Source organism: Novacetimonas maltaceti (assembly GCF_002906255.1).
GTDB classification, from domain to species: Bacteria; Pseudomonadota; Alphaproteobacteria; order Acetobacterales; family Acetobacteraceae; genus Novacetimonas; species Novacetimonas maltaceti.
The window spans coordinates 1-22,282 of record NZ_POTC01000019.1; the positions used below are offsets into that span (position 1 = coordinate 1).

Annotated in this window: 20 protein-coding genes and 1 riboswitch; of the genes, 11 read left to right on the plus strand and 9 right to left on the minus strand. The window is 65.0% G+C overall.

Annotated features, from left to right (window positions below):
* Nucleotides 1-311: OmpA family protein (locus KMAL_RS08400; protein ID WP_146044184.1), on the plus strand; the 311-nt coding region annotated here is incomplete at its 5' end.
* Nucleotides 312-508: 197 nt separating this feature from the next.
* On the opposite strand, the gene tenA is transcribed toward KMAL_RS08400, so the two are convergent.
* Nucleotides 509-1,213 carry a thiaminase II gene (gene tenA / locus KMAL_RS08405; protein ID WP_110095299.1) on the minus strand — a complete coding sequence of 235 codons (705 nt, stop codon included), beginning with the start codon at nt 1,211-1,213 and terminating at the stop codon, nt 509-511.
* 169 nt (nt 1,214-1,382) lie between these two features.
* On the opposite strand from tenA, the gene alaS reads away from it, so the two are divergent.
* The 4 genes from alaS to KMAL_RS08425 all read left to right on the plus strand — a co-directional run bounded on the left by alaS (nt 1,383) and on the right by KMAL_RS08425 (nt 7,095).
* Complete coding sequence (alaS, locus tag KMAL_RS08410) at nt 1,383-4,034, plus strand: alanine--tRNA ligase (RefSeq protein ID WP_110095268.1); 2,652 nt, start codon at nt 1,383-1,385, stop codon at nt 4,032-4,034.
* A gap of 317 nt (nt 4,035-4,351) precedes the next feature.
* Entirely contained in the window at nt 4,352-5,050 is a 699-nt protein-coding gene (locus tag KMAL_RS08415; RefSeq protein WP_110095269.1) for a carbonic anhydrase, read from the plus strand.
* A 91-nt stretch (nt 5,051-5,141) separates the two neighbouring features.
* Nucleotides 5,142-5,990 carry an endonuclease/exonuclease/phosphatase family protein gene (locus tag KMAL_RS08420; RefSeq protein ID WP_110095300.1) on the plus strand — a complete coding sequence of 283 codons (849 nt, stop codon included), beginning with the start codon at nt 5,142-5,144 and terminating at the stop codon, nt 5,988-5,990.
* A gap of 145 nt (nt 5,991-6,135) precedes the next feature.
* Nucleotides 6,136-7,095 carry an aldo/keto reductase gene (locus KMAL_RS08425; protein ID WP_110095270.1) on the plus strand — a complete coding sequence of 320 codons (960 nt, stop codon included), beginning with the start codon at nt 6,136-6,138 and terminating at the stop codon, nt 7,093-7,095.
* Between the two features lie 28 nt (nt 7,096-7,123).
* Here KMAL_RS08425 and KMAL_RS08430 read toward each other — a convergent pair whose 3' ends face one another.
* Nucleotides 7,124-7,465, minus strand: coding sequence for a hypothetical protein (locus KMAL_RS08430; RefSeq protein ID WP_110095271.1), 342 nt, complete (start codon nt 7,463-7,465; stop codon nt 7,124-7,126).
* Between the two features lie 210 nt (nt 7,466-7,675).
* Between KMAL_RS08430 and KMAL_RS08435 the strand changes: the two genes are divergently transcribed.
* Complete coding sequence (locus tag KMAL_RS08435) at nt 7,676-8,425, plus strand: NADPH-dependent F420 reductase (RefSeq protein ID WP_110095272.1); 750 nt, start codon at nt 7,676-7,678, stop codon at nt 8,423-8,425.
* A 6-nt stretch (nt 8,426-8,431) separates the two neighbouring features.
* Here KMAL_RS08435 and KMAL_RS08440 read toward each other — a convergent pair whose 3' ends face one another.
* Both KMAL_RS08440 and KMAL_RS08445 read right to left on the minus strand, forming a co-directional pair.
* Entirely contained in the window at nt 8,432-9,397 is a 966-nt protein-coding gene (locus KMAL_RS08440) for a multidrug resistance efflux transporter family protein (RefSeq protein WP_239020029.1), read from the minus strand.
* A gap of 21 nt (nt 9,398-9,418) precedes the next feature.
* A riboswitch (ZMP/ZTP riboswitch) is annotated at nt 9,419-9,504 on the minus strand.
* Between the two features lie 148 nt (nt 9,505-9,652).
* Nucleotides 9,653-10,207: an HdeD family acid-resistance protein gene (locus KMAL_RS08445; protein ID WP_110095273.1), complete on the minus strand. Its 555-nt coding sequence runs from the start codon at nt 10,205-10,207 to the stop codon at nt 9,653-9,655.
* Nucleotides 10,208-10,560: 353 nt separating this feature from the next.
* Between KMAL_RS08445 and rpsD the strand changes: the two genes are divergently transcribed.
* From rpsD to KMAL_RS08465, 4 genes are all read left to right on the plus strand, one after another.
* Complete coding sequence (gene rpsD / locus KMAL_RS08450) at nt 10,561-11,178, plus strand: 30S ribosomal protein S4 (protein ID WP_110095274.1); 618 nt, start codon at nt 10,561-10,563, stop codon at nt 11,176-11,178.
* Between the two features lie 184 nt (nt 11,179-11,362).
* On the plus strand, nt 11,363-12,961 hold the full coding sequence (locus KMAL_RS08455; protein WP_180999776.1) for a peptide chain release factor 3: 1,599 nt from the start codon (nt 11,363-11,365) through the stop codon (nt 12,959-12,961).
* A gap of 77 nt (nt 12,962-13,038) precedes the next feature.
* Nucleotides 13,039-14,409 carry a cysteine--tRNA ligase gene (gene cysS, locus KMAL_RS08460; protein ID WP_110095275.1) on the plus strand — a complete coding sequence of 457 codons (1,371 nt, stop codon included), beginning with the start codon at nt 13,039-13,041 and terminating at the stop codon, nt 14,407-14,409.
* A complete protein-coding gene (locus KMAL_RS08465; protein WP_180999777.1) occupies nt 14,406-15,182 on the plus strand; it encodes an RNA methyltransferase in 777 nt (258 codons plus the stop codon). Before cysS ends, KMAL_RS08465 begins: the two co-directional genes overlap by 4 nt.
* A 176-nt stretch (nt 15,183-15,358) precedes the next feature.
* On the opposite strand, the gene gltX is transcribed toward KMAL_RS08465, so the two are convergent.
* The 4 genes from gltX to KMAL_RS08485 form a co-directional block, all read right to left on the minus strand.
* Nucleotides 15,359-16,693: a glutamate--tRNA ligase gene (gene gltX / locus KMAL_RS08470; protein WP_110095277.1), complete on the minus strand. Its 1,335-nt coding sequence runs from the start codon at nt 16,691-16,693 to the stop codon at nt 15,359-15,361.
* Between the two features lie 71 nt (nt 16,694-16,764).
* A complete protein-coding gene (locus KMAL_RS08475; RefSeq protein WP_110095303.1) occupies nt 16,765-17,133 on the minus strand; it encodes a hypothetical protein in 369 nt (122 codons plus the stop codon).
* A gap of 62 nt (nt 17,134-17,195) precedes the next feature.
* The gene (locus tag KMAL_RS08480; RefSeq protein ID WP_239020030.1) at nt 17,196-18,434 is read right to left on the minus strand and encodes a beta/alpha barrel domain-containing protein; all 1,239 of its coding nucleotides are present in this window, start codon (nt 18,432-18,434) and stop codon (nt 17,196-17,198) included.
* A 38-nt stretch (nt 18,435-18,472) separates the two neighbouring features.
* The gene (locus KMAL_RS08485; protein ID WP_110095278.1) at nt 18,473-19,876 is read right to left on the minus strand and encodes a class II 3-deoxy-7-phosphoheptulonate synthase; all 1,404 of its coding nucleotides are present in this window, start codon (nt 19,874-19,876) and stop codon (nt 18,473-18,475) included.
* 335 nt (nt 19,877-20,211) lie between these two features.
* Here KMAL_RS08485 and KMAL_RS08490 point away from each other — a divergent pair, with 335 nt between their 5' ends.
* Nucleotides 20,212-20,565, plus strand: a complete 354-nt coding sequence (locus tag KMAL_RS08490) for a hypothetical protein (protein WP_110095279.1) — start codon at nt 20,212-20,214, stop codon at nt 20,563-20,565.
* 181 nt (nt 20,566-20,746) lie between these two features.
* Here KMAL_RS08490 and gorA read toward each other — a convergent pair whose 3' ends face one another.
* Complete coding sequence (gene gorA, locus KMAL_RS08495) at nt 20,747-22,147, minus strand: glutathione-disulfide reductase (RefSeq protein ID WP_110095280.1); 1,401 nt, start codon at nt 22,145-22,147, stop codon at nt 20,747-20,749.
* Between the last annotated feature and the right edge of the window lie 135 nt (nt 22,148-22,282).

A 22,282-nucleotide genomic window follows, 5' to 3' on the forward strand; every position in this document is an offset into this window, starting at 1 on the left:
CAGCCCTCACCGGCCGTGCGCGTGAGATCGTGGCCGAAGCCGCTCAGGCGTCCACCCACGTCCAGACCACCCGCATCGAGGTCAATGGCTACACCGATAACTCGGCAGCCCATCCCGGCCCGCGTGGCGAGAAGTACAACATGGGCCTGTCCATGCGTCGCGCCGACAGCGTGAAGGCTGAACTGATCCGTGACGGCGTGCCTGCCAACGCCATCGACATCCACGGCTATGGCGAAGCGCACCCGCTGGTCCCGACCGGCCCGGATACGCGCGAACCCCAGAACCGTCGCGTCGAAATCATCCTGCACTGATCACACGGTCAGACAGACTGGTTTCAGCAGAAGGGAGTGCCTCGGCACTCCCTTTTTGCTGTACAATACTCAGGAAGTATAAAAGTTCTTGGTGAAGCTTTTTTCAAAAAGCTTCAGACGCCGCCACCGTTCAGGAAAAGGCGCCCAGAACGTCGCTTGCCGGAGTCCATGTAGCCGGCATCGGCAACAGCCCTGCCTCACAGGCCCAGGCTGCGCCCTGCTTCCCAGAACGCGGCTTCCAGACGGACCGCCGTGCTGAACTCCGCAAGCAGCATGGGATAGCGGGCCTCGGCCCCATACTGTGTTCCCAGCATGTTCAGGCGATGGATTCCGCCCTCCACCAGATCCGTGAATTCCTGCCCGCCATACAGCGCGATCCATGACCAGTAGGGATTTCCTTCCCGCAGGGTAGCAGGATCGGCATGCAGCCGTGCGCCGATCTCCCCATACCCGATCATGCACGGGGCAAGCGTCACCTGCAGGTCCAGCAGGTCGCCCGTCTGCGCGCGGTCAAGGATGAAGCGACTGTAGGCCAGCAATTCGAGCGATTCCGGCGCGCGGCGCAACATGTCCTCGTCAATGCCCCACCCCCTGCAGTACCCCACATGCAGCGGCAGTTCGGTATCAAGGATACCCGACACCAGCGCGGCGGCCGCGCGCATGTCCTCCACCGTGGTCGATTTATGGACCGACAGCGCACAGGCGCGGGTGTACTGGATCAGGTAGAGGTAATCCTGGATCAGGAACCGCCTGAATTCCTCCTGCGGCAGCGTCCCATCCGCCAGTCCCTTCACAAAGGGATGGTGGATGAAGCGTTCCCAGTCCTCCATGCTGTCGCGACGCAACCGTCCCGCAAGGCCCGATTCCAGAAGGGGCCAGTCGCGTTGTGCATGCCATGTCATGTCCATTTTCCTCGTCTTCGTACGCGGCTACATTGCACAGTCGATCCCGGCACACGACATCATGTGACGGGCCGGGTCATGTGTACCCTTCCTGTGGCGTTGCGCGTGCGCTAGGTGAAGGGAACCAAGATCGCAATTTCTTTCACCACAGGATCGTCTGTTTTCCGCCATGCCAACAACAAATGACATTCGCGCCACTTTTCTGGACTATTTCGCCGCGAACGGACACCAGATCGTTCCATCCTCGTCACTGGTTCCCAACAACGACCCGACGTTGCTGTTCACCAATGCAGGCATGGTCCAGTTCAAGAATGTCTTTACCGGCCAGGAAACCCGCCCCTACTCCCGCGCCACCACGGCGCAGAAGGTCGTGCGCGCGGGCGGAAAGCATAACGACCTCGACAATGTCGGCTATACCGCGCGCCACCATACCTTCTTCGAAATGATGGGGAATTTCTCCTTCGGCGACTATTTCAAGGCCGAGGCGATCGAACTGGCATGGAAACTGGTGACCGGCACGTTCGGCCTGCCCAAGGACCGGCTGCTGACCACCGTCTATTCCGAGGACGAGGAAGCCGCGGCCCTGTGGCGCAAGATCGCGGGCCTGCCCGACAGCCGCATCATCCGCATCCCCACCACCGACAATTTCTGGCGCATGGGCGACACGGGGCCGTGCGGTCCGTGTTCGGAAATCTTCTACGACCACGGGCCGGAAGTCGCGGGCGGACCTCCGGGTTCCCCGGACGAGGACGGGGACCGGTTTACCGAGATCTGGAACCTCGTGTTCATGCAGTATTTCGAAAACCCGCCGGGCGTGCGCTCCCCCCTGCCCCGCCCGTCGATCGACACCGGACTGGGGCTGGAACGCTTTGCCGCGATCCTGCAGGGCAAGCGCGACAATTATGACATCGACACGTTCCGCGCCCTGATCCTCGCCTCGGCCGAGGTCACGGGACAGGACCCGGACGGGCCGTTCAACGCCAGCCACCGCGTGGTGGCCGATCACCTGCGCTCCACCTCCTTCCTGATCGCCGATGGCGTCCTGCCGTCCAAGGACGGGCGCGGCTATGTCCTGCGCCGCATCATGCGCCGCGCGATGCGCCACCTGCACATGATGGGCACGACCGAGCCCACCTTCTACAGGCTGGTGCCCGCCCTGATCCGGCAGATGGGCAGTGCCTATCCCGAACTGGTGCAGGCGCGCGCCCTGATCGAGGAGACGATGCGCGGGGAGGAAGAGCGCTTCAAGGCGATGCTGGATCGTGGCCTTGCGCTGCTGGAGGACGAAACCTCCCACCTTGCCCCGGGCGCGCCCCTGCCGGGGGCGGTGGCGTTCAAGCTATATGACACGTTCGGCTTCCCACTTGACCTGACGCAGGACGCGCTGCGCAACAGCCATCATGAGGTGGATGTCGCGGGCTTTGACGAGGCGATGGAAGTCCAGCGCCAGCGTGCGCGCGCGGCATGGAGCGGGTCGGGCGACAGCGCAACGGAGACCGTGTGGTTCGAGGCGCGTGACAAATTCGGCGCCTCCGAATTCCTTGGCTACACGACCGAGGTCTCCGATGCCGAAGTGCAGGCGGTCGTCGTCGATGGCGTCAGCGTCGATGCGGCAGGCCCCGGCACGAAGGTGGAAATCCTGCTGAACCAGACGCCCTTCTATGGCGAAAGCGGCGGCCAGGTGGGCGATACCGGCATGATCACGGCCAAGGGCCTGCAGATCGCCGTGACCGACACGCAGAAGAAGCTGGGCGACCTGCTGGTGCATACCGGCACCGTGATCGAGGGGACCGTCCATCCCGGTGAGGCCGTCACCGCGCGCGTTGACCATGAACGCCGCAGCGCGATCCGCGCGCACCACTCCGCGACTCACCTGCTGCACGAGGCGCTGCGCCGCCGCCTTGGCGCGCATGTCACGCAGAAAGGCAGCCTGAACGCCCCGGACCGCCTGCGCTTTGACGTCAGCCAGCCGCGCCCGATCACGCCGGAGGAACTGGCGGATATCGAGGCCGAGGTGAATGCCCGCATCCGCGAGAATACCGAGGTCACGACCCGTCACATGACGCCCGAAGAGGCGATCGAACAGGGGGCGATGGCCCTGTTTGGCGAAAAATACGGCGATGAGGTCCGCGTCGTGTCGATGGGCGCGCCGGAAGACGGGCGCGCCGCATGGTCGATCGAACTGTGCGGGGGCACGCATGTGCGGCGCACGGGCGATATCGGCCTGTTCCGCATCACGGCGGAAAACGGCGTCTCCTCCGGCGTGCGCCGGATCGAGGCCGTGACCGGCAAGGCGGCGGAAGAAGCCGCCGTCACCACGGAACAGCGCCTGTTCCAGATGGCCGCGATGATGCGCGTCACCCCGGCCGAAGCGCCAGAGCGCCTTGCGGTTCTGCTGGAGGAACGCAAGGTCATGGAACGCCAGTTGTCCGACCTTCAGCGCAAGCTTGCCGCCGGTGGCGACGGCACGCCGAAGGTCGAGGAGGTGGCCGGGACCAGCCTTGTCGCGCGCAATGTCGGTGACCTGCCGCCCAAGGAGCTCAAGCCGCTGGCGGATTCGCTGCGCAAGGAAATCGGCTCCGGCGTGGTGGCGCTCGTCTCCACCGCCGATGGCAAGGGCAGCATTGTCGTCGCCGTCACCACCGACCGCGCGGAACAGGTGGATGCCGTGGCCCTCGTGCGCCTCGCCAGTGCGGCGATGGGCGGCAAGGGTGGTGGTGGCCGCCGCGACATGGCGCAGGCCGGTGGCCCGGACATCAGCAAGGCACAGGCGGCGCTGGACGCGATCCGCAAGGCCCTGCCCGACATGCTCAAGGGCTGACAGCGCGGCCCCATGGGCCGGGTATCTTCATCAAGGGCGGGGCCGGTGGCTCCGCCTTTTTTTTTGCAATATCCCTGAAATGATGCCCTGTTTCAGTATAATATAACCATGAATATACGCATTTATTAACAAAACCCTGTACAAACATGAACATTTTTTAATTACATTTACATAGTATTTCTGAATGACTTCATAAGGGAACGCTTGTTTACTTTACGCATTAAACTGTATAGAAAACAGGAATGACACTTCCTATCAGAACCCCTGTTCATGATTGGGTGTTACCGTTCCGGACATAACGTGACAGGAGTGCCGACATGACCGATACGAATGCCCGTGAAACTCTGATTGACCTTCTGCATGGCGTGGAACGTTTCAATACCGAGGTCTTCCCGAAGAACCGCGAACTGTTCGCAAGCCTTGCGGACCAGCAGTCCCCCGGCACCCTGTTCATCGCCTGCGCCGACAGCCGCGTGAACCCCAGCCTGATCACGCAGACGAAGCCCGGCGAACTGTTTGTCCTGCGCAACATTGGCAACATCGTCCCGGCTTATGGGGAGATGCTGGGTGGTGTGTCGTCGGCCATCGAATATGCGGTCCTCGCACTCAAGGTCTCGCACATCATTGTCTGCGGTCATTCGGACTGCGGCGCGATGAAGGCGCTGCTCGACCCCGACCCGTCCAAGCTGGCGAAGATGCCGACCGTCGCCTCGTGGCTGCGCAACGCGGAAGCGGCGCGTGCGGTGCTCGAAGTCTCCGACGCGGGGCCGGCCTCCGTGCGCAGCCTGGCGGAACAGAACGTGCTGCTGCAGATCTCGCACCTGCGCACGCACCCGGCGGTGGCGGCGGGACTGGCGCGCAACACGCTGACGCTGCAGGGCTGGTTCTATGACATTCCCAGCGGCGAAGTCGTGATCCTTGACGAGGCCTCGCGCCATTTCGTCAGCGTGCATGACGCGATTGAGACCCTGCGCGCCGCGACGGCGGCTGCCGCGGCACAGGCGCAGCCCGCCTGAGGCTTTTTCCTCCCTTCCCTGCTGCCTTGTGACAACGGGCGCGGTAAGGTCGGGCATGTCCCGCCTGCCGCGCCCGTTCGTATTTCCACTGATGCTGCTGTTCGGTGGCGGGTGCCTGTCCGCCGGGACGGCCCATGCCACGACGCTGCGGCTGTCGACGTGGAACCTCGACTGGCTGACCACGCGCCCGGCAGGGGACCGTGCCCTGCCTGACGACGTGCATCCGCGCGACGGGACGGACATCGCGCGACTGGCCCGATATGCGGCACGCCTGCACCCCGACATCGCGGCGCTGGAGGAAGTCGATACGCCGGAACTTGCCACGCGCCTGTTCCCTGCCCCCGGCTACCGCATCCTCATATCCGGCGATGACGTGGTGCAGAAAACCGCGCTCGCCGTGCGGGCCGGACTGATCGTAACACGTCATCCGGATGTGCGTGCGCTGGATGTCTATCCCCCCGATGCGCCCCGTCACCTGCGCAGCGGACTGGACGTGACGGTGGGTGATGGCCGCGCCAGCCTGCGTGTGCTGGTGGTCCACCTGAAGGCCGGGTGCCGCGATGGCGGCCCCGATGACCGACGCCCCGCCTGCCGCACCCTGTACCGGCAGGTGGCCGCCCTGACGGACTGGATCATGGAACGGCAGGACGAAGGCGAACCTTTCGCCATCATGGGCGATTTCAATCACATGCTGGGGCCGGGGGATGTGATGCTGCCGATGCTGTCCGAAAACGGCCCGCTGCTGGCGCCGACGGTGGGGGTGGCCAGCCCATGCTGGGGCGGGGCCTATTTCATCGACCACATCGTGCTGGGCGATCAGGCGCGGCAATGGCTGCGGCCCGACAGCCTGCGCGTCATGCTGTATCGTGAGGACGATCCCGCGCTACAGTCCCGCCTGTCGGACCATTGCCCGGTTTCCGTCGGACTGGACATGCCATAACCAGCTGTTTTTAAAAATTCTTTAGAAAACAAAAGTTTCTGGGTGCCGCATTTTTCCAAAAAGGTGGCGTCTTTCGAAGCTTTTTGAAAAAAGCTTCACCAAAAACTTCCATTCCCATCAACCATATCCCAAAGGGAAACAGACCATGCAGATGCGTCATCTGGGCCGATCGGGCCTGCGGGTTTCAGCCATCGGACTGGGATGCAACAACCTTGGCGGGCGCATCGACCTCGACACCTCCCGCGCGGTCGTGCACCAGGCGCTGGAATGCGGGATCACGCTGTTTGACGTGGCCGATGTCTATGGTCGCCGCGACGCCCATGCCGGCGCATCGGAGGAGGCACTGGGCGCGATCCTTGGCCCGCGCCGCCGGGACATCGTGCTGGCGACGAAATTCGGCATGCGCATGGACCCCGACGGCCACCTGCAGGGGGCATCGCGCCGCTATATCCGCCGCGCGGTCGAAGACAGCCTGCGTCGCCTGCGCACGGACTACATCGACCTCTACCAGCTTCATGCCCCCGATCCCGACACCCCGATCGAGGAAACGCTGCGCGCGCTCGATGACCTGACGCGGGAGGGGAAGATCCTCTATGCCGGGTGTTCCAACCTGCCCGCATGGCAGGTGGCCGACGCGCAGCATACGGCGCGCGCGGCGGGTATCGGCGGGTTCATCAGTTGCCAGGACGAATTCTCGCTGCTTGCCCGCGCGGCCGCGCGTGACCTCATCCCCGCGATGCGGCATTTCGGGCTGGGCCTGCTGCCCTACTTCCCACTGGCGAGTGGCGTGCTGACGGGCAAATACACCCGCAATGCCCCGCCCCCGGCCGGAAGCCGACTGGGGGCATGGACCTACCTGCGCGAACGGTACCTGACGGAGACGAACTGGGCGCTGCTGGAACGGCTGGAGGCTTTTGGCAAGGAACATGGCCGCAGCCTGGGCGAACTCGCCTTCGGCTGGCTGCTGTCGCACGACATCGTCGGATCGGTCATCGCGGGGGCGACCAGCGCGCGGCAGGTCAGCGAAAATGTGGCGATGGCGCGCGCCCTGACCCCGGCGGAATTCGAGGGGCTGGGCGCACTGCTGGACGCATCGCGGCCCTGACGGCGGGGCCGCGCGCGATTACGGCCCCTTATTCGGGCCAGACACCGGACGCATGGGCACCGGCCCAGCCAATCGCAAGCAGGACCATCACGAAAATGATCGCCCCCATCAGTTGCAGCAGTTCCTTGAACGGCATCAACTCCGGCGGGACGGCGGTGGCGACGGCGGCACTCCCCCCTGTCGCCACGGCGGCGGCATCGGCGGCATCGCCCGCGGCGTCACGGGTTTCGGGGGCAAGCGGCTGCGCCCCCGGCACGGGACCGGGGTCAGGCACATCGGTCGAGGCCGCCTGGTCATGCGCGATATCGGCGGCGACGGACTGTGGACTGGCGGACAGCGGATGATCCGCATGGCTGTCGGCGTCGGGCATCTGCGTCTCTCCTGCGGGCCATGACACGTGGAATCGTCAATGTAATATAGCCGACCCACGCCAAAGCACCAACTGCATCCACGCGGCCATGGGGACATGATTTTTTCGTTTCAAAGGCCGCGCGGGCATCGCATACTCTGCCCGTGTCCCATTGGCGACCGGCACAGCCCCATCCCCTTTTCATCCCACAGGACCAGGTACCCGTTCCGCATGTCTTCTTGCCCGCTGACCCGCCGCATGGCCCTTGGAACGATTGCCGGGGCCGCGCTGTCGCCACTGCTGCGCGTGCGCCATGGCCGCGCCATCGCCCCGCTGCGGATCGGGATGATCGGCTCGGGCCATGTGGGGGAGACGCTGGGACAGTTGTGGACGCATGCGGGCCACCAGATCATGTTCTCCGCCAGGGGGATGGACGGGGCAAAGCGCCTCGCACGGAAGTTCCACCCCCTTGCCAGGGCCGGGAACCCTGCCGATTCCGCGCTGTTTGGCGATGTGATCGTGCTGGCCGTGCCCTATGGCGTGCTGCCGGAACTGGCGCAGGCGCTCGGCCGCAATACCGAGGACAAGATCATCCTCGACGCCACCAATCCCTATTCATGGCGCGACGGGGGCATCGCGCGGCTGGCGATGCAGCAGGGCGCGGGCATCACCACGCGCGACCTGTTCCCCAACAGCGCGGTGGTGCGGGGCCTCAATTCGGAAGACATGACCACCATCGCCGCGCAGGCATGGCGCAGGCCGCCACGGCTGGGAATCCCGCTGGCGGGCGATTCCCGCGCGGCGCTGGAAACGGCGCAGGGACTGGTCTGGGACGCGGGCATGGACCCGGTGATCGTCGGCCCGCTATCCACCGCGCGGGAATTCCAGCCCGGTGGCCCGGCGTTCGAGGCCGCGACCACCGCCACCCACCTGCGCGAGATCCTGAACCTGCCCGCCGCGACGGACCAGCGCAACGGGTAGCGGTCCCTACGCCCGTTCCTGGAACGTGAAACCGATCAGGCCGCCCATGACCGCAACCAGCCCGAGCCAGGCGGGCAGGTCGGGCGGGGCCGCGCCAAGCACGAACATCTCGCCCAGCAGGGCAAACGCGACCTCCGCCGCCTGCGTCGCATCCACTGCCGCAATGCGCAGCGGGTCGTTCGACAGGTTGCGCGCGTAAAGGAACAGCGTGGTCGCAAGGCACCCGGCGACAAGCGCGATCAGGGCGGTCGCCCCCACCTGCGCGGCATCCGGCGGCGGGGGCCGGACGAACAGGACCAGACCGATGAAGACCGGCAGCGCACCCAGCGTCAGCAGCAGCACGCCCGCCACGGGATCCGCCAGCAGCACGGATGCCTCATCCCCCGCATGTTTCGCACGGTTGAGCAACTGGTTCCCCACCGGATAGGCCACCGCCGCCACCATGACGGGGACGACACCGGCCAGTATCTGCGCCATCCCCACGCCAGAGGCGGCACGCTGCAGGTTCAGCGTCAGGACGCCGAGGAAGATAAGCCCCAGAAAGACAAGGCCACGGAGCGGGACGCGGATGCCGAACGCCCGCAGCACGAACGGGGTGGCAAGGATCGTCAACTGCCACGTCGCGGCGACAATCCATCCCGGCGCATGGTCGGCGGCAAAGCAGCAGCAGGCATAGAACACGCCAAACCCGACCCCGCCCGCCAGCAGCCAGAACCCCGGCCGGTCGCGAAAGAGGCGCAGGACCGCCCCCAGATAGTGCGGGCCACGCCGCACAAGCAGCCACGCAGCCAGCAGCAGCGCCATGTCGAAATAGCGCAGCGACGCACTCCAGACCCAGTGCCCGCCGCCCAGGCTCATGGCGCGGTTCAGGACGAACGTGATGGAAAACAGCGCCGCCGCCAGAAGGCCGATCCCCAGCAGTCGGGACATGCCCGGTGCGGGACCGGCGGCCGGGCCGGATGTTACGGACATGCAGACGCTCCGATCATGGCGGGAGGATGCCCAGGCGAACGGCGCACGAACCCATCCGCACTTCCCGGTGGTCTTTCCACCCCATGTCGCCAGTCATGCGGAGTACGTCATGATACGCCACGCATCCGCCGCCTGTCCACATTCCGTTACGAGAGAGTGACGAATCCGTGTACCCCGCCCATGAAAAAAGCCCCGCCGGGTCACCGGACGGGGCTTCGCATCACGCAGGGCCGCGCATGGCGGCAGGAAGCGTTTCTACAGATCGCCGCCTGGCGGCAGGTAGGCCGCCTGGCGCAGCGCCAGCCCGAACTGCACCCAGCCGATGCCCGCCGCTATCAGTTCGACGGCAATGAACGTCCCGATCAGCCACAGGCCCGACCAAGGCAGGGTGATGTAAAGGACAACCCCGACCAGCAGGCTGATGACGCCACCGGCAAGGATGAGTTGCCACCCGTTCAGCCCGCGCTGCTGGATCGCCATGATGATCCGCCCGATGCCGGAGACGACAAGGCAGGCGGACAGGAAGATGGTGATGGCCATGGACCCGGTGGCCGGTTCCTCCATCATCAGCGTTCCGCCAAGGATATACAGCGCGCCCCCTAGGATCGACATCAGCCGCCCGCTCCAGTCACGCACGACAAAGGCATGCACAAGCTGCATCGTCCCGGCCAGGAACAGCAGCAGGCCCAGCAGGATCGTGCTGGCCATCGTCACCGTGATGGCATCGACCCACGCCACGAATCCCAGCAGAACCAGCACCACCCCAAGCCCGCAAAACAGGCCCCAGCGCTGCGTAAATGGCGTGTCCATCGTGAAAATCCCCCGGCTTTATGAACGCATCATGCGGATCGGCCGCCCGCACCGGACGGCTGGCACCGATATAACAGGCAAGGCCATGATGACGATACCGGCTTTTATACCACCGCTGGCGCGCGGGAATTGACATTGCAACGCCGTACTCCTATACGCGCCCGACTGCCGGGAACGTGGACGGACCGGCCGGTGCCTGTAATCAGGGGTGATTGCTCCCCCGGCGCCGGTTAATGCGGGACGCGCCCGTCCTGTTCATGGGGAACAGGACCTACCGGTGCCACATCGTGGCGTGACATTATCGGGCCTTGCGCCCACGTTCACGCCATGCAGATGAAGAAAGAGAGCGCGCAATGAGCAAGCGCCTTGAGAGCAAGTACAAGATCAACCGTCGCCTTGGCGTCAACCTGTGGGGCCGTGCGAAGTCCCCGGTCAACAAGCGCGAATACGGCCCCGGCCAGCATGGCCAGCGCCGCAAGCAGAAGCCGTCCGACTTCTCCATCCAGCTGATGGCGAAGCAGAAGCTCAAGGGCTACTACGGCAACATCGGCGAAAAGCAGTTCCGCAAGTATTATGACGAAGCCGTCCGTCGCAAGGGCGATACGTCCGAAAACCTGATCGACCTGCTGGAACGTCGCCTGGACGCGGTCGTGTACCGCATGAAGTTCGCGATCACCCCGTTCGCGGCACGCCAGTTCATCAGCCACGGCCACATCACGGTCAACGGCCGCAAGGTCAACATCCCGTCCTACCTGGTGCGTGATGGCGACGTGATCGAGGTGCGTGAGAAGTCGAAGCAGCTGGCGATCGTGCTCGACGCGGCGCAGAGCGGCGAACGCGACGTGCCGGAATACATGGAAGTCGACCATCGCCAGATGAAGGGCACCTTCCTGCGCACGGCGAAGCTGTCGGACGTTCCCTATCCGGTCCAGATGGAACCGAACCTGGTCATCGAATTCTACTCTCGCTGATCCACACCCGGAACCGGGCTGTCATGGCGCCGGGCGTGGGGCATTGCCTCCACGTCCGGCGTACGTGTTTGTGGGCTTTTGTTTTGTGGCCCGCACCCTGCCCCGGTATCCTGTGGCCTGTCGTGCGTGCCCCCGTGGCGCGCGCCCCTGTCGTGCCGGCGCATGGCGCGACGCACGAAGGTATATGCCCATGAACGCCGCCGCCCCCCCCGACACCACACCAGACGCCACCACCGACGCACCGGCCGCGCCCGGCACCATCGCGCACGAGATCGCGCGGCGGCGGACATTCGCCATCATCTCCCACCCTGACGCGGGCAAGACCACGCTGACCGAACGCATCCTGCGTGCGGGCGGCGCGATCCAGATGGCGGGCAACGTGCGGGCCAAGGGGGAACGGCGGCGCACGCGTTCGGACTGGATGGGGATCGAGCGTGACCGTGGCATTTCGGTCGTGACCTCGGTCATGACATTCGAATATGGCGACTGCATCTTCAACCTGCTCGACACGCCGGGCCATGAGGACTTCTCCGAAGATACCTACCGCACGCTGACGGCGGTGGACGCGGCGGTGATGGTGATCGACGCCGCCAAGGGGATCGAGGCGCGCACGCGCAAGCTGTTCGAGATATGCCGTCTGCGTGACATCCCCATCGTCACCTTCATCAACAAGATGGACCGCGAGGCTCAGGACCCGTTCGCGCTGCTTGACGAAATCTCGTCCTCGCTGGCGCTCGATACCTCGCCCGCGACATGGCCGGTGGGAAGGGCTGCGAAATTCGTCGGCACCTATGACCTGTACCGCCGCGAACTGCACACGACCGAACCGCTGGAACAGTCGGACCCGCGCATGGTCCAGCTGTCCGAGGAGCTGGAACTCGCCGAGGCGGCGCTGCCGGAATTCGACCTCGAAAGCTTCAACGCGGGCCACCTCACCCCCGTGTTCTTCGGTAGCGCCATGAAGGAAATCGGCGTGACCGACCTGCTCGACGCGCTGGCGTCGTTCGGGCCGCCGCCGCGCGACCAGGCGACCGAAACACGCAGCGTCCATGCGGACGAGGAAGCGATGACCGCGCTGGTGTTCAAGATCCAGGCGAACATGGACCCCAACCACCGCGACCGCATGGCGTTCGCGCGCATCTGCTCGGGCAGACTGCAGCGCGGCATGCGGCTCAAGCATGTGCGCATCGGCAAGCAGTTCGCCCTGCACACGCCGCAGTTCTTCTTCGCACGCGACCGCCAGCTGGCGGAGGAAGCCTTTGCCGGCGACGTGGTGGGCATCCCCAACCACGGCACCCTGCGCATTGGCGATACCCTGACGGAAGGCGAGGACCTGCGCTTTACCGGCGTGCCCTACTTCGCGCCGGAAATCCTGCGCCGCGTGCGCCTTGACGACGCGATGAAGGCCAAGAAGCTGCGCCAGGCGCTGACCGAACTGGCGGAAGAAGGGGTGGTGCAGCTGTTCCGCCCGCAGGACGGCTCGCCGCCGATCGTCGGCGTGGTCGGCACGCTGCAGCTGGACGTGCTGCAGTCGCGGCTGAAAGGGGAATATGGCGTGTCGATCGGCTTCGAATCGACGCCCTACAACCTTGCGCGCTGGGTCACCGGCCCGCGTGAGAAGCTGGAGACGTTCTGTAGCGTCAACCGCAGCGCCATGGCCGACGATATCGATGGCGACCCGGTCTTCCTTGCGTCTTCCGCGTTCATGATGCGGCGCACGGCAGAAGGGCAGCCCGAACTTGCCTTCCATGACATCAAGCAGATCGGCCAGGAGATCGGCTGACACCACGCAACCCCGCCTGCCGTCCCACCCACAAGAGTATTGCGTCAGGCCCGCTGTCTGGCGCATCTAGGCGCATCATGTCCGACACAATGCCCCGCCTGAGCCTGCATGACAGCAAAAGCCGCAAGACGGTTGCGTTCACGCCGCTCGACCCTGAAAATGTCCGCGTCTATTACTGCGGGCCGACCGTCTATGACCTTGCGCATATCGGCAACCTGCGCGCGATGGTCACGGCGGACGTGCTGGTGCGCCTGCTGCGCCACCTGTATCCGCGCGTCACCTATGTCCGCAACATCACGGACGTGGATGACAAGATCAACGCCCGCGCGCACGAAAACAACGAACCGATCGCCGCCCTGACGGCGCGGACCATCCGTGACTTCCACGAGGACCTGGCCGCCGTCGCCATCCTGCCGCCCGACATCGAACCCCGCGCCACCCACCATATCGAACAGATGCAGCGCATGATCCGCGAACTGATCGACAATGGGCATGCGTATGAGGCACAGGGCCATGTCCTGTTTTCCGTCGCGGATTATCCCGAATATGGCGAACTGTCGGGCCGCAGCGCGGATGACCTGATGGCAGGCGCCCGGGTGGAGGTCGCGGATTACAAGCGCGCACCGGGCGATTTCGTGCTGTGGAAGCCCTCTGACGCGGACACGCCGGGCTGGGACAGTCCGTGGGGCCGGGGACGTCCGGGCTGGCACATCGAATGTTCCGCCATGTCGTACCATTATCTGGGCGAGAGCTTCGATATCCACGGCGGCGGGTCGGACCTCCTGTTCCCCCACCATGAAAACGAACGCGCGCAGAGCATGTGCTGCCACCCGCACGGGCGTTTCGCCAACCACTGGGTGCATAATGCGATGCTGCTGGTGGATGGGGAGAAGATGTCGAAATCCCTCGGCAACTTCCTGACGGTGCGCGACGTGCTGCGCGACACCCCGGCAGAGGCGCTGCGCCTTCTGCTGCTGCGCGCGCAGTACCGCTCCGTCCTGAACTTCACGCGCGACGGGCTGGATGACGCGCGCCAGACGCTCGACCGGTTCTATCGCGCGCTTGCGACGCTGCCCAACGACGGGGCTACTGACACGACCCCGCCACCGGATGCCTTCGTGCGCGCATTGTGCGAGGATCTCAATACCCCCGCCGCCCTTGCGGAAATGCACGCGATGGCGGACCGGGCGCTTGCGGGCGACGCGCAGGGCGCGCGTGACCTGCGGGCGGCGGGACATCTGATCGGGCTGCTCGGCAGCACGCCTGACCTCTGGTTCCGTGGCGATGCGCAGGTGGACGGAGGCCGGATACAGGCCCTGATCGACGAACGCCTCGCGGCGCGCAAGGCGCGTGATTTCGCCCGTGCCGACGCCATCCGCGACGAACTGGCGCAACAGGGCATCGTGCTGGAAGACGGGCCGGGCGGTACGACGTGGAGGAAGGCATGACCGGGCGCGACGGCGGGGCGGATATCGGCCCCATCGGCAATGCCCCGGTTGTCATCCTTGTCCGCCCGCAGATGGCCGAAAACATCGGCACCACCGCGCGCGCGATGGCCAATGGCGGGCTGTTCCACATGCGCCTGGTCGCCCCGCGCGACGGATGGCCGCAGGAACGGGCATGGCGGGCGGCCTCCGGCGCGGACCGGATCCTTGAATCCGCGACCGTGTTCGATACCGTCGATGACGCGGTGGCCGACCTGCACCATGTCTTTGCCACCTGCCCGCGCCCACGCCATATCGTCAAGCCGGTGATGACCGCGCGTGGCGGGGCCGCCGAACTGCGCGCGATCTCGCGCCGGGGGCTGCGCACGGGGCTTCTGTTCGGGCCGGAACGCGCGGGCCTCGATAACGAGGACATGGCCCGTGCCGATGCGCTGATCCGCTATCCGCTCAATCCCGCGTTCATGTCGCTGAACCTGGCGCAGGCGGTGATGATCATGGCCTATGAGTGGTGGATGACGGAGGATGACACCCCGCCACGCACCCTGATGACCAACGAAACCCATGTCGCGACCAAGGGGGAGCTGGACAATTTCATGCGCCACCTGATCGGTGACCTTGATGATTGCGGGTTCCTGCGTAATGAGCAGAAACGCCCCGGCATGGTGCGCAACCTGCGGCATTTCTTCCTGCGTGGCGAGGTGACGGAACAGGAACTGCGCACGCTGCACGGGGTGGTGACGGAACTGGCGCGCGGACGCAAGGCACGGCAGCAGTAGACAGAAGTATTAAAAGTTTTTGGGTGCCGCCTTTTGATCGAAAAAGGCGGTGTTCTTTGAAGCTTTTTGAAAAAGCTTCACCAAAAACTTTTGATCTGTTTTCCAAAACTCGAAAAACAGCTGGTTTGCAAAGGGCAATGCCCTTTGCCGGGTTTCAGGGCAGCGCCCTGATCCCCTTACCGTGCCGCGATCCGCAGTCGCCCTGCCACGCGGTCATATCCCATCAGCGGCAGCAGGTCGCGCATCTCCGGCCCCTTTTCCTCCCCCGTCAGGGAAAGGCGCAGCGGGTGGAACAGGGCCTTGCCCGTGCGTCCCGTTGCTTCCTTCAGGGCAGTGGTCCACGTTTTCCACGTCTCTGGCCCCCACGGCTCCGCAGGCAGCAGGTCCACGGCTTTCAGCAGGTAATCGCGCTCCTGCGCCTCCATGACAGGCGGCACGATGGAGCCAGCCACCACATCCCACCAGTGGCGCAGTTCGCCAATCATGTCCACGTTGCCCCGCACCGCCAGCCAGAAGGCTTCCGTCGCGCCTTCGGGCAGGCGCGGGCGCACCTCCTCGAACGACATGGTGTGCATGATGCGGCGGTTCAGCCCCAGAAGCTGGCGCATGTCGAACCGCGCGGCAGAGCGCGAGACACGCGACAGATCGTAACTGGCCGCCTGTTCGGCAAAGGACATCGGCTCAGGGTCATCCGCGCTGCCCAGACGGGCGAGGTAGGAGACGATGGCCGAAGGCTCGATCCCGTCCTGCCGGAGCGAACGCAGCGACAGGCCGTCGAACCGCTTCGACAGCTTGCCGCCGCCCTCGTCAAGCAGCAGCGGCAGGTGCGCGAAACGGAAATGGTCCGCCGCAACACCCAGCGCCACGGCAATGTCGATCTGCACGCCGGTATTGGTCACATGGTCCTCGCCGCGCACCACATGGGTGATGCCGGTTTCGATGTCATCGACGACGGAGGCCAGCGTATACAGCACCGTCCCGTCCGCGCGCACCAGCACGGGGTCGGAAATCGACGGCAGCTTCACCCGGCTTTCGCCCATCACCATGTCGTCCCAGCGCACCATGCGGTCCGACAGGCGGAAGCGCCAGTACGGCACCTTGCCATTGGCTTCGGCCTGCGCGCGCTGCTGCGGCGTCAGCTTCAGCATCGCGCGGTCATAGATCGGCGGCTTGCGCGCGCGAATCCGCGCCTCGCGCTTGGAGGCAAGCTCCTGCTCGCTCTCGAAACAGGGATACAGCCGCCCCGTGGCCTTGAGATGTTCGATCGCCAGCGCATAGCGATCCAGCCGGTCCGACTGCCGCACGAATTCATCCCATTCGATGCCCAGCCACTGCAGGTCCGCCTGCAGGGCCGTGACATATTCCTCCCTGGAACGTGCCACGTCGGTATCATCGATACGCAGGAGGAAGCGTCCGCCATAATGGCGGGCATACAGGGCGTTGGCGATGGCCTGCCGGGCGTTGCCAACATGGATCAGTCCGGTCGGACTGGGCGCAAAACGGAGTTTCATGCGCCCTTTATGCGGGGATCGCGTGGGAAAAACCAGTCACCAGATGCACCGTCGCATCCATGGCGGCAGGCTCAGTCCTCCGCGTCCTCATCCTCCGCCCGGCGCGGGTCGAGCGCGCGCCAGTCCCGCTCCATTTCGGAGGCGCGGTGGGCGGCGAAATCGTCGAGTTCATTGGCCGAGCGCCAGCCATTCTCCCCCGCTTCAAGCACCTCGGCATCCTCGCCATAGGCGAACCATGCCTGCAGCACTTCCTTAGGCGACAGGCCCGCGCTGCGGCAGCGTTCGATGCTGTCACGGACATAGGCGCGGGCAAAAGCGTTGGCGTGGATCAGGTCGGGGAAACCGCCGATATCCTCCACGATATTGTCTTCGGCGCCACCGGACAGGTCGATGATACGCACACGCCAGCCCCCTTCGGGAGCAAATAGAGTTTCCGACACGATCGGCCCTTTCGTTGGTGTGAACGGCAATGCCGGGACGCCATGTGGTCCCGGCCCGCCGGTCAGGAATGGCGCACCGTATCGCGCCCGCGAGCATGGCGCAGCAGGAATTCCCGCCCGACCTTGACCCGTGGCTCCCCGTCATAGGCGACGATATCCGCCGTGGCATAGGTTTCGGACCAGCGGTCGGGAATGAACGACCCCGTGCCGATCACATCCACCGGCGCGTGCGCATCCGCCATGCTGAGGCATTTTTCCACGCTGAAGCCCGAGGAGGCGACAATGCGCACACGCGGGAATCCTGCGGCATCCAGCACCTCGCGCATGCGCCAGATCGCGGCGGCCGACACCCCTGTGCCGACAAGGTAGCGCAGTTCCTTGTCCGAGCGGTAGCGGCGGATCGTGCCCGGCGTGTTGCGTTCCAGCGCGGCATACGACCCCTGCGGGTCCAGCCCCTCCAGGAAACGCCCGCCATGCGTGTCGAGACGCACGCTCAGCCGTCCCTCCGCCGCAAGGTCGGGGAAGCGGCGGCATACCTCCAGCGCGTCCGTCAGTTCGCGGCCGAAGTAATCCACCAGCACCACAAGGTCCGAATCGGGATAGACGGTGTGGAACATCTCCGCCGCGCGCAGGGTGGACCCGGCATAGCCGATCAGCGCATGCGGCATGGTGCCAAGGCCGAAGGCGGTGTCGAAATACGGCGCCGTTGCGTCATTGGCGCCCCCGATGAAGCCCACCGCCCCTTCGGCCTGTGCCGCGCGACTGCCGACCGACGCGCCATAGGCCATCTGGACCTGCATTTCATATCCGGCGCAATGCCGCGCCTCCATCGCCATGAAGCGCACGTTCGGCAGCGCCAGCGCCATCTGGTACGCATTGTGCGCGGCCACGCAGACCGGCCCCAACTGCTGCAGCAGCAGGGTCTCAAGGTCCGCAAGGTGGGCGAACGACCCCGTGACATAGGCCAGCGGTTCACCCGCCCCCACCCACGTCCCTTCGGGGAACATCACGTCGCATGTCACGCTGATGCCACGTGCCTGCGCCACCCGCGCCAGCCAGTCGACCATCAGGCGCGGGGCGGAGACGACCGGCCGGCGCAGGAACAGCGCATAGGTGACCGTGCAGTCCCCGAAATGAGTGACGATTTCACAGGTGCGGTTGAAATAGGCATCGGTGCGCGCCGCGATGGCCGCATCGTCGGGCACCCCGTAAAGGGGGGAAGAACATGCCCCGCCCGTCAGGTCGCCTTCCTCCGCGTGGGCCTGCCCCGGTGAAGACGCATCATGGTCGGGTCTGGACATGTTTCCTCCGTCACTACCGCCCGTCTCTGGCGACGGACCTACTTTTCCCCGCCGGGTACGTGGTGCTTGCGGGTCTTGAGTTCCTCCGCCAGGCGGAACGCCATTTCCAGCGACTGCTCGGCATTCAGGCGCGGGTCGCAGAAGGTCTCGTACCGCTCGCCCAGGTCATCCTCGGTCAGGCACTGCGCGCCGCCGATGCACTCCGTCACGTTCTGCCCGGTCATTTCGAAATGCACGCCGCCAGGGAAACCGCCCTCGGCCTCGAACACGTCGAAAAAGCCCTTCACTTCCGCAAGGATCGCGTCGAACGAGCGGGTCTTTACCCCATTCGTGGTCGAACTGGTATTGCCGTGCATGGGATCGCACAGCCATGTGACCGTCCGGCCCGTGCCCTGCACCTTGCGCAGCAGCTGCGGCAGGTGGTCGCGCACCTTCGTCGCCCCCATGCGCGAAATGAGCGAGATGCGCCCGGCCTCGTCCGTGGGGTTGAGGATGTCGAGCAGCCGCTCAAGGTCCTCGATGGTCGTGGTGGGGCCGACCTTGATGCCGATCGGGTTGCGCACGCCACGCAGGAATTCCACATGCGCGCCATCGGGCTGGCGCGTGCGATCGCCGATCCACACGAAATGCGCGGAACAGTCGTACCATTCCCCCGATGTCGAATCGATGCGCGTCATCGCCTGCTCGTATCCCAGCAGCAGCGCCTCGTGCGAGGTGTAGAACTCCGTCTCGTCCAGTTGCGGCGTGGAGGCGGTCGTCAGGCCACAGGCCGCCATGAAGTCCAGCGTCTCGCCAATGCGTTCGGCCAGCAGGCCATAGCGCTGCGCCATGGCGGAGCGTTCGACGAAGCCGAGGTTCCAGCGATGCACCTCATGCAGGTTGGCATAGCCGCCGCCCGCGAACGCGCGCAGCAGGTTCATGGTGCCGGCCGACTGGAAATAGCCGGTTTCCATGCGCAGCGGGTCGGGCACGCGCGATTCGGCGGTGAAGGCCGCGCCGTTGATGTTGTCGCCGCGATAGGACGGCAGCGTCACGCCATCACGCGTTTCCGTGTCGGAGGAGCGCGGCTTGGCATACTGCCCGGCCATGCGGCCAAGCTTGATGACCGGCACCTTGGCACCGAACGTCAGCACGACGGCCATCTGCAGCAGCACGCGGAAGGTGTCGCGCACGATGTCGGCCGTGAATTCGCTGAAGCTTTCGGCGCATGCGCCGCCCTGCAGCACGAACGCCCCGCCCCGCGCGGCCTGCGCCAGATGGGATTTCAGGCGCCGTGCCTCCCCCGCGAACACCAGCGGCGGATAGCGGCGCAGCCGTTCCTCCACCGCCTCCACCGCTGCGGGATCGGGATAGGTCGGCACCTGCCTGATGGGAAACGACCGCCAGCTTCCGGGCGTCCAGTTCTGCCGCGCGGAGCTGTTTTTCATGTGCGTCGCACTCATGGGTCGTGTCCTGTGTCCTCTGGTCAAAACGATATTCACCCCCGGGCGCGGACCTGCCATCCGCCTTCCTGCCCACGAGGGGGTTGCCTTTATGTCGAAAAAACCCCCGCTGGCAAAGCATCTTGTTATGCCGGGGGCACATTCGCTGTTATTATATGTCCCGCATGGCGTTGCCGGAGCGCCACAGCAGGCGGCCCAATGCAGCATTGGCGGTCGCATTATCGCCCGGTTCGTTCCATATGACACATCAACATGGATGGCCTGCTGCCATGCGCCTTACGCCGCGTGGCGGGAATTGGCATTGTAGAAGGCCGTAAGCGGAAGGAAACCGAACCATGCTCATGTCGCGTGGAAAACTCATGACAGCACTCGCCGCGGGGCTGTGCCTGTTCAGCGTCAGCGCCAACGCTGCCCCCCCGGGCTCATCGGACCAGGATTCAGGTTCGGATAACAGCGAGGACCGCATGACCGTCCATGGTCAGCGCAACCGCCTGCCCCCCGGTTACCAGGATGCGCCGTCAATGGAACTGAACCATGGTCCCGATCCCGACCATGCCGAACATGTCCACCGCGATTCCGTGACCGGCACCGACCTGTCGCGCTTTGGCTCGTCCTATCAGGCCAGCGGCATCAATGGCGACGGACAGCTTGGCGATTCCACCGGCAATGGCTGGGTCGCGCCGCGCTGATTTTTTCTTCCCTGTCCGTCAGGCCATCGGGGCCGGACGGACTTGGGGAACCTGAAAAAGAGCGCCCTGACGCCACCGGGAAACTCGTTTCAGAAGTTTCTGGTGAAGCTTTTTCCAAAAAGCTTCGAAAAACGCTGCCTTTTTAAAAAAGGCAGCACCCAAAAACTTTTATTCTTTTTTCTTATTCCGCCGGGGTCTGCGGCGTTTCGCGCGTGCGGGTGCGCATGGTCACGAATTCCTCGGCCGAGGTCGGGTGGATGCCGATCGTGCGGTCCCAGTCCTGCTTCGTCAGGCCAGCCGTCACCGCGATTGCCAGTCCCTGCATGATTTCCGGCGCGTCATCACCCAGCATGTGCGCGCCCAGCACCTTCTGGCTGGCCTGGTCCACCACCAGCTTCATCACCGTGCGCTGCGGGCTGCCGCCCAGCGTGTTGCGCATGGGACGAAACCTGCTGAGATAGACATCCACCGCGCCCTGACGGGCGGCCTCCTCCTCCGTCAGGCCCACGCTGGAGACGGGCGGGGAGAAGAACACGGCCTTGGGTGTCGTGGCGAACGACCATTCGCGCACATGGTCCGCGAACAGGTAATCGGCAAGGATATGCCCTTCCGCGATGGCGACTGGCGTCAGGTTGAGCCGGTTGGTCACGTCCCCGATGGCATAGATCCCCTCCACCGAGGTCTGGCTGTGGCGGTCCACGGCGATTCGCCCGCCAGAGACCGTTTTCACGCCCACTTCCTCAAGCCCGAGCTGGGCGATTTTCGGACGCCGCCCGGTGGCGAAGAAGACGCAGTCCGTCTCGACCGGTTCCCCATGGTTGAGGGTCACGACAAAACTGCCATCCTGCCTGCGCTCGATCGCGGTGGGCGTGGTGCCACGATGCTGGCGGATGCCCCGCAGGTCGATCGCTTCATGCAGGGCGGCGCGCAGGTCGGCATCGAAACCGCGCAGCGGCTGGTGCGGGCGGTAGACAAGGTCAACCGTGGAGCCAAGCCCCGCGAAGATCCCCGCGAATTCCACACCGATATACCCGCCGCCAACGATGCAGACCCGTTCGGGCCGCTGCGGCAGGTGGAACGCCTGATCGGACGTGATGGCATGTTCGATGCCGGGGATATCGGGCACGAAGGGCGTCGATCCGACGGCGATCACGATCCGCCGGGCCGTGACGCGGCGGGGCGCGGCCTGCGGGTCCAGGGCCGATGGCCCGATGGACAGGGTGTGCGCGTCCTCCAGCCGGGCATGGCCGGTAAACAGCCGCACCCCGGCCTTTTCCAGCATGGAGACATAGATGCCGTTGAGGCGCGAGATCTCGCGGTCCTTGGCGGCGATCAGCGCGGCCCAGTCATGGTGCCCGCGCTGCGTGTCCCAGCCAAAGCCGTGGCTGTCATCGACGTCGGCGCCATATTCGCTGGCCTGCACCATCAGCTTCTTGGGCACGCAGCCAAGGTTGACGCAGGTGCCGCCCCAATGGCTGCTTTCGGCCACGCCGACACGCGCGCCATGCGACGCCGCGACACGCGCGCACCGCACCCCGCCGGAGCCTGCGCCAATCACAAACAGATCAAAATCATATGCCATGGAAGTGCTGCACCCTGCTGGAAAAAGGCCGTGCAAGAAACGTGAAAAAGTTTTTGGTGAAGCTTTTTTCAAAAAGCTTCGAAAGACGTCGCCTTTTTCGATCAAAAGGCGACACCAAAAAAACTTTTATTTTTA